This is a genomic window from Achromobacter dolens, assembly GCF_902859745.1.
In the GTDB taxonomy this organism is placed as follows: Bacteria; Pseudomonadota; Gammaproteobacteria; order Burkholderiales; family Burkholderiaceae_B; genus Achromobacter; species Achromobacter dolens.
In genome coordinates this window covers 29,627-45,339 of sequence record NZ_CADIJW010000024.1, presented here as the reverse complement: position 1 = coordinate 45,339, position 15,713 = coordinate 29,627, and the positions used below count along the sequence as shown (strand labels likewise).

Annotated in this window: 14 protein-coding genes; 2 read left to right on the top strand and 12 right to left on the bottom strand. The window is 68.2% G+C overall.

Annotated features, from left to right (window positions below; genetic code table 11):
- Window positions 1–7 precede the first annotated feature (7 nt).
- From HV783_RS17355 to HV783_RS17325, 7 genes are read right to left on the bottom strand one after another with little or no spacing between them, the layout of a single operon-like run.
- A complete protein-coding gene (locus HV783_RS17355; protein WP_175189557.1) occupies window positions 8–1,450 on the bottom strand; it encodes an FAD/NAD(P)-dependent oxidoreductase in 1,443 nt (480 codons plus the stop codon).
- Window positions 1,447–1,755 (bottom strand): (2Fe-2S)-binding protein, encoded by a 309-nt coding sequence (locus tag HV783_RS17350; protein ID WP_006389495.1) that lies wholly within the window; start codon window positions 1,753–1,755, stop codon window positions 1,447–1,449. The genes HV783_RS17355 and HV783_RS17350 overlap by 4 nt, the downstream gene beginning before the upstream one ends.
- Entirely contained in the window at window positions 1,739–2,896 is a 1,158-nt protein-coding gene (locus HV783_RS17345) for an NAD(P)/FAD-dependent oxidoreductase (RefSeq protein WP_054504486.1), read from the bottom strand. The genes HV783_RS17350 and HV783_RS17345 overlap by 17 nt, the downstream gene beginning before the upstream one ends.
- On the bottom strand, window positions 2,896–3,696 hold the full coding sequence (locus tag HV783_RS17340) for an ABC transporter permease (protein WP_054499250.1): 801 nt from the start codon (window positions 3,694–3,696) through the stop codon (window positions 2,896–2,898). The genes HV783_RS17345 and HV783_RS17340 overlap by 1 nt, the downstream gene beginning before the upstream one ends.
- Before the next feature lies 1 nt (window position 3,697).
- A complete protein-coding gene (locus HV783_RS17335; protein ID WP_054504485.1) occupies window positions 3,698–4,564 on the bottom strand; it encodes an ABC transporter permease in 867 nt (288 codons plus the stop codon).
- Entirely contained in the window at window positions 4,561–5,616 is a 1,056-nt protein-coding gene (locus tag HV783_RS17330; protein ID WP_020925745.1) for an ABC transporter ATP-binding protein, read from the bottom strand. The genes HV783_RS17335 and HV783_RS17330 overlap by 4 nt, the downstream gene beginning before the upstream one ends.
- Window positions 5,617–5,672: 56 nt before the next feature.
- Entirely contained in the window at window positions 5,673–6,704 is a 1,032-nt protein-coding gene (locus HV783_RS17325) for an ABC transporter substrate-binding protein (RefSeq protein WP_175189556.1), read from the bottom strand.
- Window positions 6,705–6,934: 230 nt separating this feature from the next.
- Here HV783_RS17325 and HV783_RS17320 point away from each other — a divergent pair, with 230 nt between their 5' ends.
- Window positions 6,935–7,732, top strand: coding sequence for a GntR family transcriptional regulator (locus tag HV783_RS17320; RefSeq protein ID WP_144656282.1), 798 nt, complete (start codon window positions 6,935–6,937; stop codon window positions 7,730–7,732).
- Here the strand turns inward: HV783_RS17320 and HV783_RS17315 are convergent.
- The 3 genes from HV783_RS17315 to HV783_RS17305 are packed head-to-tail and all read right to left on the bottom strand — an operon-like array spanning window position 7,719 to window position 12,520.
- Window positions 7,719–9,449, bottom strand: a complete 1,731-nt coding sequence (locus HV783_RS17315) for a hydantoinase B/oxoprolinase family protein (protein ID WP_175189555.1) — start codon at window positions 9,447–9,449, stop codon at window positions 7,719–7,721. The two genes, HV783_RS17320 and HV783_RS17315, sit on opposite strands and share 14 nt — an antisense overlap.
- The gene (locus HV783_RS17310; protein ID WP_175189554.1) at window positions 9,442–11,499 is read right to left on the bottom strand and encodes a hydantoinase/oxoprolinase family protein; all 2,058 of its coding nucleotides are present in this window, start codon (window positions 11,497–11,499) and stop codon (window positions 9,442–9,444) included. Before HV783_RS17310 ends, HV783_RS17315 begins: the two co-directional genes overlap by 8 nt.
- 40 nt (window positions 11,500–11,539) lie before the next feature.
- Window positions 11,540–12,520 carry a Bug family tripartite tricarboxylate transporter substrate binding protein gene (locus HV783_RS17305; protein WP_254603928.1) on the bottom strand — a complete coding sequence of 327 codons (981 nt, stop codon included), beginning with the start codon at window positions 12,518–12,520 and terminating at the stop codon, window positions 11,540–11,542.
- A gap of 169 nt (window positions 12,521–12,689) precedes the next feature.
- Between HV783_RS17305 and HV783_RS17300 the strand changes: the two genes are divergently transcribed.
- Entirely contained in the window at window positions 12,690–13,586 is an 897-nt protein-coding gene (locus HV783_RS17300) for a LysR family transcriptional regulator (protein WP_006389505.1), read from the top strand.
- Between the two features lie 73 nt (window positions 13,587–13,659).
- Here HV783_RS17300 and HV783_RS17295 read toward each other — a convergent pair whose 3' ends face one another.
- Together HV783_RS17295 and HV783_RS17290 are read right to left on the bottom strand one after the other, a co-directional pair.
- Complete coding sequence (locus HV783_RS17295; protein ID WP_064528360.1) at window positions 13,660–14,493, bottom strand: AraC family transcriptional regulator; 834 nt, start codon at window positions 14,491–14,493, stop codon at window positions 13,660–13,662.
- A gap of 242 nt (window positions 14,494–14,735) precedes the next feature.
- Window positions 14,736–15,674 carry a 2-hydroxyacid dehydrogenase gene (locus HV783_RS17290; protein ID WP_175189552.1) on the bottom strand — a complete coding sequence of 313 codons (939 nt, stop codon included), beginning with the start codon at window positions 15,672–15,674 and terminating at the stop codon, window positions 14,736–14,738.
- Between the last annotated feature and the right edge of the window lie 39 nt (window positions 15,675–15,713).

Here is a 15,713-nt window from a genome sequence, read left to right as displayed (position 1 = left end):
CGGGCTCCTATTTCTTCAGCCGCACCACCGCCTGGCGCGATTCGTCGGTCTGCGGCAGCGAGGCCAGCTCGCCCAGCGTCAACGGCTTGGTCGGGAAGCGCAGGCGGTAGTAGCCGACCTCGGGCACCGGCACGCCGCGTTCCTCGGCGATGATCTCCGACACCGTCAGGCCGCAGAAGCGGCCCTGGCACGGGCCCATGCCGCAGCGCAGGAAGGCCTTCATCTGGTTCGGGCCGCTGCAGCCGAGCTTGACGGTGTCGCGCACCTGCGCCGCCGTCACTTCCTCGCAGCGGCAGACAATCGTGTCGCCGGTGGGGCGGCGGAAAGCCTCGGGCACCTTGTACAAGGCATCGAAGAAATCGCGTCCGCGCACCGCCCGCGCCAGCGCGGCGCGGGGCGCGGCGGCCTCGCTGTCGCGCCGCGCCGCGTCGATGCGGCCCAGCAGATGCGCGGCCTGCAATGCCGCCAGCCGGCCGCGCTGTTCGGCGGCCAACGCGCCCGCGATGCCGGCGCCGTCGCCCGCCATGCCGACGCCGTCCACCGAGGTCAGGCCCCAGTCATCCACGTCCGGTTCCCAGCAATCGAGCGCCGCGTTCCAGCGATGCTCGGCGCCGATGGCGCGCGACAGGTTGACGTTGGGCACCACGCCCTGATGCAGCATCAACTGTTGCACCGGCAGCGTCTTGGTGATGCCGCCGGCGGTGTAGCGCAGGCTTTCCAGCTTGTCCTGCCCCAACGCTTCCAGCGCCGTCACGCCCTTGATGATGGGTATTGCCGCCTTGACGGCGCGCAGCAGCGACAGCCCCTTGCCCAGATAGGGCGAGCGCAGGAAGTCCCACACCTTTGGCAAGGCCTGACGCAGGCGGCCCGGCGGCGTGGTTTCGAGCAGCGCGTCGACCTTGACGCCGGCGTTCAGGTATTGCCAGGCCACCAGGTACAGCAGCGGGCCGCAGCCGGCCAGCACGGTACGGTCGGCCGGCACCACGCCGGCGGACTTCAGCAGGATCTGCGCCGCGCCGGCGGTGATGACGCCGGGCAGCGTCCAGCCCGGAATCGGGAACGGCCGTTCCTGCGCGCCGGTGGCCAGCAGCAGGCGCCGCGCATGCAGGATGCGCGCCTCGCCCGCCACCGAATACGCCACCTCGAAACCGCGCTGCGGTTCGGGCGCGGTGCGCTCGGCCACCGCCCACACGGTCGCGCCCGGCACATAACGCGCGCCCGACTGCCGGAACGGCTCGACCAGGGAGGCGCCGTGCCAGTAATCCGGTCCCAGCACCGCGCGGTCGGTGACCGGCGTGGTTGTGATGGCGCGGTAGATCTGTCCGCCCGGCGCCGCCTGTTCGTCCAGCAGCACCGTGTCCACGCCCAGCCGCGCGGCCGTGGTGGCGGCTGCCAATCCGGCGGGGCCGGCGCCCACCACCAGCAAATCGCATTGCGTCGTCTCGATCATGCCTGCACCTTGCGCGCGCCAAGCTGGCGCTCGATCTTCATGCCGTCACGCACGGCCGTCATGCAGCCCTGCTGGTTGGCCTGGCCATCGATCGTGACCAGGCAGTCGTAGCACACGCCCATCATGCAATAGGGGCCGCGCGGCACCTCACCCACCGCGGTGTCGCGACAGGCCTGCATGCCGCCGGCGAACAATGCCGCGGCCACGCTGTCGCCGGCGCGGCACTGCAGTTCGGCGCCATTCACCGTCACCCGCACCGGCGCGCCCTGCGCCTGGCGCTGCGCCTCGTCAAGCCTCTTGAACATGAAACCTCCGGGTCGAGAAGGGCGCCATGTCGTCGGCCAACTGGCCGGCGGCGATCATGGGCGCCAGTTTGAGCGCGTGCGCGGCCGCCAGGGTGACGCCGCTGTGACAGGTGGCGACGAAGGCGCCAGGGCACGTCTCGGATTGTTGATAGATGGGGAAACCGTCCTTGGACATCACCCGCAGCGCGGCCCAGCTACGCACCACCCGCACCTCGCGCAGGGCGGGCAGGGTGCGCACGGCGCGGTCGGCCAGCGTGCCCAGGATCGGCAGGCCCACCTGGTTGTCCACATAGCCGGCCTCTTCCTGCGAATCGCCGATCAGCCAGGTGCCTTCGTCGGTCTGGCGCAGCGTGGACAGTGGCGTTTCCAGCAGGCGTCGGGTGCGCTCCAGCACCACGATCTGGCCGCGCTGCGGCCGCACCGGCACCGTCAGGCCGACCTGTTCGCCCAGCGCCTTGTTCGACAGTCCACTGGCCAGCACCAGCTTGCGCGCCCGCACCGTGCCGGTGGGCGTGGTCACCTCGAACACGCCATCGCGCTGGCGGATCTGCTGCGCCGGGCAGCGCGGCAGGTAATCCACAGCCCGCTGTGCAAAACTCATGTGCAGGGCCCGCAGCAGCTTGAGCGGATTGGCGATGCCGTCGACCGGCGTCCAGGTGGCGCCGCGCACCTCGGGGCCGATGCCGGGCACCATGTCGGCAAGCTCGTGGCGGTCCAGCATTTTCCAGTCGTACTGCGCCATGCCGGGCTGCGCCAGCAGCGTGCGCATGAAGTTGGCGCGCGCTTCCATTTCCTCGTCGCTCAACAACGCGTGCAGGCCGCCGCGCTGCTCCAGGTGCACGTCCACGCCGGTCTGCTCCCGCAGCTCGGCCGCCAGTTGCGGCCAGGCGCCGGCCGAGGTCATGGTCCACACGCCGTAGCGCGGCAGGCCCATGCCCTTGCTCTGCACCCAGACCAGCCCGAAGTTGCCGCGCGAGGCGCGATAGGCCACGTCGCCTTCGTCCAATACCGCGACGTGGTCCAGTTCGCGCCGCAGCCCGTAGGCCACGGCCGAGCCGACCAGGCCGCCGCCGATCACCACGGCGTCGTAGACGCCGCGATGCGCCGGCGCGCGCGGCGCCTGTTGTATTTCTTCCGTCATTAGCGTCCCTTTCCGACAAACAGCTTTTCCAGGCCGACCAGGCGGTCCAGGATGAAGATGGCGATGATGGTCACATAGATCAGCACGGCCGACACCGCCGTCACCAGCGGGTCGATGGTGTCCTCGATGTGCAGGAAGATGCGCACCGGCAGCGTGGTGGTGGACGGCGAGGCGATGAAGATCGACATGGTCAACTCGTCGAAGCTGGTGATGAAGGCGATCACCCAGCCGCTGACCACGCCCGGCAGCAGCAACGGCAGCACCACGCGCCGGAATGCCGTCCAATGTGAGGCGCCCAACGACTGCGCCGCGCGCTCCAGCGCCGGATCGATGCCGGTGGCCGAGGCCAGCACCAGCCGCAGCGCATAGGGCATCACCAGGATCACGTGCGCCACCACCAGCCCCACGTAGGTGCCGGCCAGGTCCACCGTGGTGAAGAACTTCAGGAAGGCCAGCCCCAGCACCACGTGCGGAATCATCAGCGGCGACAGGAAGAACGCCACCAGCGCCTCGCGGCCGCGGAAGCGGTTGCGCGACAGCGCCAGCGCGCTCGGCACCGCCAGCGCGATCGCCAGCGTGGCCGACAGCGTGCCCAGCCCCAGGCTGAACCAGAACGCCTCGATGAAGCGCGGGTTGTCGAGAATGGCGCGGAACCAGCGCAGCGACAGCCCCCCGCTGGGCAGCGAAATGAAGCCTTCGGACGTGAACGCCACCGCGCACACCATCACGATGGGCGCCAGGATGAACAGGATGAAAAGCGTATGGAACAGCAGGCCGATGGGACCGTTGCGGAAGTTCATGTCAGGCCCCCGACGGATTGAAGACCGCGCCATAGCGGCGCTCGATCAGCCGGTTGGCCGACAACAGCACCACCACGGTCGCCACCAGCAGCACCACCGCCAGCGCCGCGCCCAGCGGCCAGTTGAGTGTGTTCAGGAACTCGTCGTAGGCCGCGGTGGCCACGTTCTTCAGGCGCCGGCCGCCAATAATGGCGGGCGTGGCGAAGGAACTGGCGGCCATCGCGAACACCATGATCGACCCCGACAGGATGCCCGGCATGACCTGCGGCACGATCACGCGACGGATCACGGTGAACTGGCTGGCGCCCAGCGACAGCGCGGCGGCCTCGGTCGACGGATTGATCCGCTGCAACGACGCCCACACCGCGATCACCATGAACGGCACCAGCACATGCGTGAGCGCGATGCCCACGCCCAGGTTGCTGTACATCAGGTCGATCGGCGTGGCGATCAGGCCGATGCCCATGAGCGCCTTGTTGATGAGTCCGGTGGACCCGAACAGCAGCGCCCAGCCCAGCGTGCGCACCACCACCGAGATCAGCAGCGGCCCCAGCACCACCATCAGGAACAGGCCCTTCCACGGATTGGCCATGCGCGACAGCACGTAGGCCTCGGCCGTGCCCAGCACCAGGCAGGCCAGCGTCACCAGCGCCGCCACGCCGAAGGTGCGGGCGTAGATCTCGTAGTAATAGCCGTCGCTGAAAATCTCGATGTAGTTCTTCCAGGTGAAGGTGACCTGCATGCCGCCGTAGAACTGGAAGTCGAAGAAGCTGATCAGCAGCACCAGCGCCATCGGCACCACCAGGAAGGTGGCGTACACCGCCAGCGCCGGCGCGCTCAGCAGCCAGGGGTTGGCGCGCGCGCTCATTTTGCCGGCTCCTGGCCGGCCACCGCGCACATGTCCTGCGCGCGCCAGCGCAGGTGCACGGTCGCGCCTTCGGCAGGCACCGGCACGCCATCGTTCTGGCGGATCACCATGACTTCGCCCACCGAGGTCTCGACCTGGCACAGCCAGTGGTTGCCCTGGAACACGCGCGTCTTCATGCGGCCGGGCAGGGCACAGGCGCCGGCCTCGGCGAACAGGATCTTCTCGGGCCGCACGATCACCGCGCCCTGCGGCACGGGCTGCCCGTCCATGGCGATGTGGGCCTCGCCGATGCGCGCCCGCACCTCGCCGTCATAAGACTGCGGCGTGGGCGTGAACACATTGGCCTTGCCCAGGAAGCCGCCGACGAAGCGGTTCGACGGCCCTTCATACGCGGCGAACGGCTCGGCCACCTGCTCGACCCGGCCCTGGTTCATCACCACGATGCGGTCGGACAGCGCCAGCGCTTCGGACTGGTCGTGCGTCACCAGGATGGTGGTGGTGCCGACGGTGCGCTGGATGCTGCGCAGCTCCAACTGCATTTCCTCGCGCAGCTTGGCGTCCAGGTTCGACAGCGGCTCGTCCAGCAGCAGCACGCTGGGGCGGATCACCAGCGCGCGCGCCAGCGCCACGCGCTGCTGCTGGCCGCCCGACATGCGCGCCGGATGGCGGTCGGCCAGATGCGACAGGCCCACCAGCTTGAGCGCCTCGGCCACCCGCGCCTGCCGCTCGTCCTTGCCGACCCGCTGCATCTCCAGGCCGAACGACACATTCTCGGCCGCGGTCATGTGCGGGAACAGCGCGTAGTTCTGGAACACCATGCCCAGCCCGCGCTTGTTCGCGGGCGTGCGGCTGACGTCCTTGCCGTCCAGCACGATGCTGCCGCCGCTGGGCTCGACGAACCCGGCGATCATCTGCAGCGTGGTGGTCTTGCCGCAGCCGGACGGCCCCAGCAGCGAGATGAACTCGCCGCGTTCGACCGACAGACTCAGGTCCTCGACCGCCGTCAGGTCGCCGTAGCGCTTGGACAGGCGGTTCAATACGAGATAACTCATGGATGCTCCCGCTGGCGGCGCGCCCGCGCCGCCGTTGCGTCCTGGTGTACGAAACGTCAACGCTCGATTTCACGCGTCCAGCGCTTGTTCCAGTCGTCCCGGTTCTGGTTGACCGTGTCCCAGTCGATCACGATCAGGTCGGCGGCGCGCTTGCCGATCGGCAGCGGCACGCGCGGATCGTCGGCCACCTTGGCCTGCTTGTTGACCGGGCCATAGCCGTAGGCGCTGGCCAACTGCTCCTGCACCTTCGGGCTGACCAGGTAGTTGACGAAGGCCTGCGCCAGCGGATTGGCATTGGCCTTGGCCACCGGGCATACCGACGACAGCAGCGCGTAGGCGCCTTCCTGCGGATAGACGAAGCCCACCGGGAAGCCAGTGTCGGCGAAGGCCTTGACGCGGCCACTGCCCCACACGGCGATGGTGGCCTGGCCACTGGAGAACAGCTCGGTCATCTTGCCCGGCGACGGTTCGTACACCAGCACGTTGGGGCCGACCTCGTCCTTGAAGGTCTTGAAGCCGGCGTCGATCTTCTTCTCGCCGCCGCCGCCCTCCCGGGCGTATTCCACCAGCGCGTGCAGGCCGTAGGTGTTGTTCAGCGGCGGCACCACCAATTGCTTTTTGTACTTGGGATCCTTCAGGTCCTTCCACGAGGTGGGCGCGGCCCACTTGCGCTCGTCGAAGACCTTCTTGTTGTACATGATGCCGGTGGCGACGATGCCGATGGCAACCGCCTTGTCGTCCTTGTAGCGCGCGGTGCCGTAGATGTCGTCGGCCGGCAGGCCCTGGATGGGCGCGCAGAATCCCAGCGCGATGGCCTGGTACATGGGACCGTCGTCGATGATGGCGACGTCGATCTGCTGGTTGCTTTTCTGCGCCTGCAGGCGCGCCACCGTATTGGTGGAGTTGCCGGCCACGTAATCCAGCTCGACGCCGTGCTGCTTGGCGAAGGGCGGGAAGATGTCCTTGCGCATGATGTCTTCGAACGAGCCGCCGTAGCCGGCCACCACCAACTTCTGCTGCGCCTGCGCCGTGGCGCTTACACCGACGGCCACTGTGGCCGCCGCCAGGACTGCGAGTACCTTGCCCATGAAAACCCCCGTTTATTGGAAGAGAACTGCAAGAACTGCCGGTGCTGCCTGAATCCGGGGATGGACTCGCCGCAGAAAAAAATGCGGACCCGCTTGCCCCGCGACCTCATGTCCGCCGTACAATTTGTCCGTACATGAATGTCCGGACAAATAATGGATCCGCGAGGCGGGCCCTGTCAATGGGTTATTGTCCGTACAAACCCCGATAGAACGAGAAAAGGAGCCACCCCATGACCCGATCCTCCGAACGCGCGCCCGACCCGGCCGCCGCGCGCGAGGCCCGCGGCCAGGCCACGGGGCCGGACGACGAGGCTGGCGGTCCACGCTACAAGAGCATCTACCAGCAGTTGGCGCGCGACATCGGTAGCGGCCGCTACCCGGTCATGACGTTGCTGCCGACCGAACACGAACTGTGCGAACAATTCGGCGCCAGCCGCCACACCATCCGCGAGGCCATCCGCATGCTGACGGTGGCCGGCATGGTGTCGCGGCGACCCGGCGTCGGCACGCGCGTCGAGACCGCCCACGCCAGCACCCGCTTCACCCAACGCATCTCGCAGTTTCCCGACCTGCTGCAGTACGCGCGCAACGCCGCGCTGCTGGTGCAGGACGTGCGCACCATCAAGCTCACCAAGCGGCTGGCCGAGAGCCTGGGCGCCGAAGCCGGCCAGCCGTGGCTGCACATCAACTCCATCAAGACGCTGGGCGACCAGGACACACCGGTGGCGTGCACGCTGATCTACGCCGATCCGGCGCATTCCGATCTGCGCGCCGACATCCAGCCGCGCATTTCGCTGCTGCGGCTGATCGAAGATCATTTCGGCAACCGCATCCACGAGGTCAACCAGGAATTCTCGGCCACGCCCATCGCGGCGGGGATCGCCAGACAGCTCCAGGTCGAACCGCAGACGGCGGGCTTTGTCATCACCCGCCGCTACTACGGCAGCGGCGGGGTGCTGCTGCTGGCCACGATCACCACTTTTCCGCATGACAAGATGAAGTACTCGATGTCGCTCAACGTGGCGTAGCGGGGGCTTCGTAGCCATAGGCCGCGCGCGCCGCTTCCGGGCTGATCTTGCCGTCGGCCAGGTCGCGCTCGATGCGGTTGCGGGCCCGCTCGGCCGCGGGGCCGTAGCCGCCCGCACCCGGGGTCTCGATGCGCACGCTCTCGCCCGGCGCCAGCGTAATGTTGGCGGTCTTGGAGAACAGCTCCTCTTGGGCGGGCGTGCCGAAATTGCGCACCAGCCGCGCTCGGCGGCCGTCGGCGCCGCCATCGACACCGGCGGCCACGCCCACCGTGTGGCTGTCCGAGCGCGCCGAGAAGACGATGCCGGGTCCGACCGCGCGGATCTGCTTGGCGATACCCATGCCGCCGCGGGTGCGGCCGGCGCCGCCGGAATCGGGGATCATGGCGTACTCGTCCATCAGCAGCGGATACTCGTTTTCCAGCGCTTCCACCGGCAGGTTGGACGTGTTGGTCATGTGCACGTGCACCGCGTCCATGCCATCGCTGTCGTAGCGCGCGCCGGCCCCGCCGCCCAGCGTCTCCAGGTAGACGAAGTGCCCGGCGCGCTCACGCCAGCGGCCCGAGAACACGATGGCCGGGCAGCAGTCGTTGCTGGACGCCATGGTCTTTTCCGCCGGCAGCAGGCCGCGGAACGCGCCGAAGATGGCGCCCGCGACCTTCTGCGCGGTGATCGAGCGCGCGCCCACCGCCGCCGGATGCTCGGGGTTGGTGATGGTGCCCACCGGCGCCGATACGCTGATCGGGTCGAACAGGCCGGCGTTGGGCGCCAGGTCCGGATCCAGCAGCGCCTTGACCGCGTAATACACGCAGGCCCGCAGCGCGTTGAACGGCAGGTTCATGGCGCCGCGCGCCTGCTTGCCGGAACCCTCGAAATCGAAATGCAGGCGGTCGCGGCTGACCGTCAGCGTCACCTGGATCGGCACCGGATCGCCGCCCATGCCGTCATCGTCCAGGTCGCTGCGGAAGGTGTAGCTGCCCTGCGCCAGCTCGCCGATGCGGTTGAGCAGGCGGCGGCGCGTGTAGGTGATGACGTCATCGACCGAGCGCAGCACCGCCGCCAGCCCCATCTGCCGGATCAGGCCCTGCACCGCGGCCGCGCCACGGCGGTTGGTGGCCATCTGCACGCGCAGGTCCAGCACCCGTTCCTCGGGGTCGCGGGTGTTGGCGCAGATCAGGCGCAGCAAATCCTCGTCCACCTCGCCGGCGCGCGCGATGCGGCTGGCGGGAATGCGGATGCCCTCCTCGAAGATCGACTTCAGGCCGCCGGCGATCGAGCCGGGCACCGCGCCGCCCACGTCCGAATGGTGCGCGATGTTGGCGGCGAAAAAGCGCAGCGTGCCTTCCCAGAACACTGGCGTGACGATGTTGATGTCGGGCAGGTGGCTGCCATCGGCCAGGTAGGGGTCGTTGCAGATGAACACGTCGCCGTCGCGGATCTGATCGAGCGGGAAGGCGCGCAGTATCGCGCCCATGGCGCCGTCCAGCGAGCCCAGGTGCAGCGGGATCTGCGTGCCCTGCGCCACCAGCCGGCCGGCGGCGTCGAACAGCGCCACCGAGCAGTCCTTGCGTTCCTTGATGTTGGTCGAGAACGAGGCCCGCACCAGCGTGTTGTTCATGTCTTCGGTGATCGACAGCAGGCGGTTGCAGAACACCTCCATGCCGACCGGATCGGCCAGGGCCACGCCGGTGTCTTGATTGGCTTCATGGGCTTCACGCATGCGAGCCTCCTTGCAAATGGATGATCAGGTTGCCGTAGGCGTCGACCTCGACGTCCTGGCCGGCGCCGACCACGGTGGTCGAACTCATTTCCTCCAGCAGCGCCGGGCCGCGGAAGCGCGCCCCGGTGGGCACGCGGTCGCGGTCATAGACCGGCGTGTCCAGCCAGCCGTGGCGCTCGCCGAAATAGGCGCGGCGTTCGCCGATGCGGGCGCCGTCCAGCGTGCCATCGACCTGGCGCGGCGCCAGCGGCGCCTTCACCACCTGGCCCACCGCCTGCATGCGGCAGTTGATGATCTGCACCTTGCGGTCGTCGACGGTGTAGCCGTACTCGCGCTCGTGCGCCTCGGCGAAGCGGCGCGCGAACTCGGCGTAGCCGCCGGCGCCGGTGTCGTCCAGCGCCACCTGCACCTCGAAGTTCTGGCCCTCGTAGCGCGCGTCGATGGCGCTGCGGTACAGGCGCAGCGCCGGTTCCACGCGTTCCTCCTCCAGCCAGCGCTCGGCCTGATCGCGCAGCCCGTCGAAGATCGTCGATACGCCGTCCCAGCTTTCCGCGCTGGCCAGCGCGATCTCGCTGCGCACGAAGTCGAACGAGATGTCGCTAAGCAGGATGCCGCGCGCGCACATGGTGCCCGGCTCCTGCGGCACGATCACCGTGGGGATGCCGCATTCCTCGGCCACCTCGACCGCGTGCAGCGGGCCCGCGCCGCCATAGGCATACAGGGCGAATTGCGACAGGTCGTGGCCGCGCTCGGTCGACACGGCGCGGATGGCACGGCTCATGTTGGCCGCCGCGATGCGCAGGATGCCTTCGGCCGCGGCCTCGCGCGTCAGGCCCAGCAGCCGCGCCACGCGTTCGTCGATCACCTGGCGCGCGGCCTCGGCGTGCACCGGCATGCGGCCATTCAGCAGCGCCACCGGATTCAGGCGCTGCAAGGCGATCTCGGCATCGGTGATGGTCGGCTCGGTGCCGCCGCGGCCGTAGCCCACCGGCCCCGGCACCGCGCCGGCGCTGTGCGGCCCGACCTTCAGCGCGCCCGCGTCGTCGAGCCAGGCGATGCTGCCGCCGCCCGCGCCGATCACGTGGATGTCCACCATCGGCGTCTTCACCGGATAGCCCGCCACCTGGCGGTGCGAGGTGAACAACGGTCGGCCATCGCAGATCAGCGACACGTCGGTGCTGGTGCCGCCGACGTCGAACGTCACCAGGTTCAGGCTGCCGATGGCGCGACCCACCGCGGCCGCGCCCACCACGCCGGCGGCCGGCCCCGACAGGCAGGTGCGCACCGGATACTGGCGCACCGTGGCGATCGACATCAGGCCGCCGTTGGAATGGATGGTGTGCGGCTCGTGGCCGATATCCAGCTCGCGCACGCGCTGCAGGAAGCGTTCCAGGTAACGCGCCATCTTCGGCCCCACCGCCGCGTTCAGCACCGTGGTCGACAGGCGTTCGTATTCGCGGAACTCCGGCAGCACGTCCGACGACAGGCTGATGTAGGCGTCGGGCATTTCCTCGGTCACGATGCGCGCGGCCTGCTGCTCGTGCGCGGGGTTGCGGTAGGCATGCAGGAAGCAGATCGTGACCGCGTCGATGCCGGCGGCGGCAAAGCGCCGCGCCGCCGCGCGCACCGCGTCCGCATCCAGCGGCGCCAGCACCTCGCCCTGCGCATTGACGCGTTCATTGACCTCGGCGCGGAACTCGCGCGGCACCGCCACCGGCGGCTTGCCGACGCTGTAGTCGTACAGGTGCGGCCGCGTCTGCCGGCCGATCTCCAGCACGTCGCGAAAGCCTTGCGTGGTGATCAGGCCGACGCGCGCGCCCTTGCGCTCGATGATGAGGTTGGTCGCGACCGTGGTGCCATGGCCCACGTGCGACACCTGCGACGGCGAAACGCCATGGTCCTTGAGCATCTGCCCGATGCCGGTGGCGATGGCTTCCGACGGATCGGACGGTGTCGACGGCACCTTGTGAAAATGCACGATGCCTTGATCTTCGTCGATCATCGTGAAGTCGGTAAACGTGCCTCCGACGTCTATCCCTATGCGATACATGCTTGTGCTTCCCTGAAAGAAAAGAAGGGCGCGGCGGCGCTCAGTCCAGCTTGATGCCGGCCTGCTTGACCACGCCGCACCATTTGTCGATTTCGCTCTTGATCATGGTGTCGAAGGCCGGGCCGGCCACGTCCGAGACCTGCGCGCCCTGTTGTTCCAGATAGGTCTTCATGGCGGGCGCGTGCAGCGTCTGCACCAGCGCGTCGGTGAGCTTGGCGCGCAGCGGCTCGGGCAGCTTGGCCGGCGCCAGCATGCCGAACCACACCATGGCCTCGTAGCCGGGGTAGCCGGACTCGGCCACCGTCGGCACGTCGGGCAGCATGGGCGAGCGCTGCGGCGAGGTCACCGCCAGCGCCTTGATCTTGCCGTCCTTGATGTACGGATAGGACGTCATCACCACGTCCATCATCATGTTGATCTGGCCGCCCACCAGGTCGATCAGCGCCGGGCCCGAACCGCGGTAGGGCACGTGCACCATCGACACGCCGGCGGTGCTCTTGAACAGCTCGGCGGCCAGATGGTTCGATGTGCCCTGGCCATTGGAGGCGAACGAGTATTTCTCGGGCTCCTTCTTGAGCAGCGCCACGAATTCCTGCAGGTTGTTGGCCGGCACCGACTGGTTCACCGACATGACGTTGGGAATGGTGGCGACGACGGTCAGCGGCGTGAAATCCTTGAGCGCGTCGTACGGCAGCTTCGAATACACGCAGGGCGCGCTGCCGTGCGTGCTGACCGAACCCATCAGGATGGTGTAGCCATCGGCCGGCTGGCGCGCCACGTACTCGGTGCCGACGGTGCCGCCCGCGCCGGGCCGGTTCTCGACAATGACATTGGCCGACAGGCGCTGGCCCAGGCCCTCCGCGATCTTGCGCGCGATCAGGTCGGTGGACCCGCCCGCCGCGAACGGCACCACGATGCGGATCACCTTGTCGGGCCACTCGGCGCGGGCCGGTAGCGCGGCGGCGGCCAGCGCGGCCGCCCCGAATGCAAGACAGCAACTGCGAATGAACGCTGCGTTCATGACTTCCCCTTGTTGATAGAACTTCCTTGCGGCCCGATCATGGACGCCGGACCTGAGAGGCATTGCCTCGGGTTCACTGCAACAACGGGAACATCCTAGGCCTGGCCGGCGCGCGCCAGCAGTCCTTGCGGTTTATATTGATATAGATGCCATTTATAGGTGGGCGGCGGTGAAGCATCCGGACCTGAATCTGCTTGTGCATTTCGACGCGTTGATGACCTGCCGCAATGTGTCGCGCGCGGCCGAGCAACTCGGCATCAGCCAACCCGCCATGAGCGCCGCGATGAACCGTCTGCGGCAACTGTTCGGCGATCCGCTGCTGGTGCGCGAAGGCGGCGCGTGGCAGCCGACGCAGCGCGCGCACGAACTGCACCAGGGCTTTCTGCCGCTATTGGAAGGTTGGCGCCGCGCCACCCGCACGCGCGAGGTGTTCGACCCGGCACACTCGGCGCGCAGCCTGTCGTTCTACGCCACCGATTACGTGCAGTACACGCTGCTGCCCAAGCTGATCCCGCGCCTGGCGGTGGATGCGCCGCACTTCCAATTGCTGATCGTGCCGGCGCGGCCGCAGCACGGCCTGAGCATGCTGGACACCAATCATGTCGAACTGATCGCTGGCTATTTTCCGGATCCGGCGCCGGATCTGCGCACGCGCTTCCTGTACCAGGAACCGGCGGTGTGCATCGTGCGCGAAGGCCATCCCTGTCTGCGCAAGCGCTGGAACCTGGACGCCTACCTGAGCTACGGCCACCTGGACCTGGCGGCCCACACGCGCTACTTCAGCAAGGCCATCGACCGCATCCTGATGGGACAGAACCGCAGCCGCCGCATCGTGGCGACGCTGTCGAGCTACATGGTGTGCCCGTTCATCGTCGAGGCCTCGGACCTCATCGCCACGATGCCGGTGAGCATCGCCAAGGCCATGTCGGGCAGCGCGCGCATCGTCACGCTCAAGGCGCCGCTGAGCCTGCCGGCGATCACCGTGTCGCTGTACTGGCACGAGCGCTACCAGGATGACCCGGCGCATGCATGGCTGCGGCAGTACCTGGCGGGCGTGCTGGGGTAGCGGCGGCGCGAAGCCAAGCCCGTGCCGCGCGCGACGGCCACGTCAACGCGGGCCATCGCGCGGCTTGCGGCGCTTACTTCAACGGCATGCAGATGCGCGTCTGCAATTGCGCGGGCGGCGTGGTGCGCGGATCATTCAGGTACTGCTCGAACATGGGGAAGTCCGCCGGCACCATGCCGCTGGCGGGCAGCCATTCCGAGAACATCCAGTTGTAGGGCTTGTCCATCTCGTTGTACGGGCCGGTGTAGGTCAGCATCGCACAACGGGTGGCGGGGATCTCGAAGCGTTCCAGTTCGTCGCCCAGCTCGGCGTCGGGCGCGACCGATACGCCTGCCATCGAACGCAACTGGGCCGGCGGCACCTGCTCGGGGTCGTCGAAGTAGATGCCGAAGCCGATGGCCTCGGGACGCGCCAGGCCGCGGCTGGCGGCGAGCATGAAAGCGCGGGAGAAGACCGGGCCGATTTCCTGGTAGCTGCCACGGTGCGGCAGGGCGGCCAGCACGGCGCCGGGGAAAGTCTCGATGGTGATGGGGTACATGCCTGGCTCCTTGGGGTCGAAGGGTCGGGAGCGGGTCGCGCGGTAGCGCCCCGGCGGGATGCCGAAGGTCGCGCCGAACGCGCGGTTGAAGGCGGCGTCCGACTCGTAGCCGGCGCGCTGCGCAACGTCACGCAAGGAATCCCCGGTGCTGCCCAATGAAACGGCCGCGCGGTGCATGCGGATGCGCTGCACGGTGGCGTTCACGGTTTCGCCCATCACGGCGCGGTAGACGCGGTGGAAGTGATAGGGCGAGAGGCAAGCCAGATCGGCCAACTGATACAGGTCGGGGTCGGCGTCGGGGTGGCTTGCCAGCCAGCGCAGGACGGGGTCCAGGCGGTGGGCGTAGGTGGTGCGGGTTTGGGGTTTCAAGTGCGTGGCTCCTTGGGGAGCAAATGTAGGCGGCCTTGGTTTGCAGATTTTGCGGTTTTTTTGTTGAACCGTTTTTTGCTGGCGGGGAACGGGGTTCTTTAGACGCCCGGGGCGCCGTGGCATGGCGGTGCGGGGCTACGATTGATTTCACTTCGCGGATGCTGGGGACGAAATCGAGTTTTCCACAGGCCTTGGGATTTTGGCGCAAAGCGCAAGCTGTGGACAACTGCTTTGCGGTGTTTTCAGTAGCCGCGAACGGGGTCGTAGATGTTGGGTAAGGCCTCGCCGCGTTCGTTGGCGGTGATGAGCCAGGCGGTGTGGCGGGCGCGTTCCTGGCGGTCGGGGATGGCGGCGCAATGCGGGGTGATGATGATGTTGGGGTGGGTCCAGAGGGGGGATTCGGGCGGCAGGGGTTCGGGGTCGAAGACGTCCAGCAGGGCCTGGTGCAGGTGGCCGCCGTCCAGGGCGTCGAGGAGGTCCTGCGTGACCATGTGGCTACCGCGGCCGGCGTTGATGAGGCTGGCGCCGCGTGGGAGGCCGGCAAAGGTGTCGCGGTTGAGGATGCCGCGGGTGGCTTCGGTGGCGGGCAGCAGGCAGACCAGCAGGTCGGTGCGGGACAGGAATTCGGGGAACTGGTCGGGACCGGCGTAGGAGGGCAGGCCGTCGGGCAAGGTGGTCGCGCCGCGCGACCAGCCGCTGACGGGGAAACCGACCTTGGCCAGCAGGCGGGCGGCGGCGATGCCGAGGTGGCCCAGGCCCATGATGCCGACGCGCATGTCGGCGGCCACGCGCAGCGAGTCGTACAGTTCCCAGTGGCGACGGGCCTGCTGGTCGATGGCGCGCTTGAGGTCGCGGGTCAGCATCAGGGCGCTGGTCAGCACGAACTCGGCCATCTCGGTTTCGGTGCGCGGGGTGACCATGCGCGCGATGCGCAGGTGGCGCGGCCAGGCGGGGTCGGAGACGATGTGGTCAACGCCGGCGCCGGCGCTGATGATGAGCTTGAGGTTGGGGAAGGTGGCCAGGCGGCCAGGCTCGGGCGCCCAGACCAGGGCGTAGTCGATCGAGGCGGGGTCGACGTCGTCGAACCAACTGACGATCTCCAGATCGGGCGCGTGGCGCTTGAACTGCTCGCGCCATTCTTCCATGGCCGAGTGGCCGCCAGACCTGATGATGAGCCGCATGCCTCGCTCCTGCGTGAAGGGCGCGCGCGCCCTGGGTGT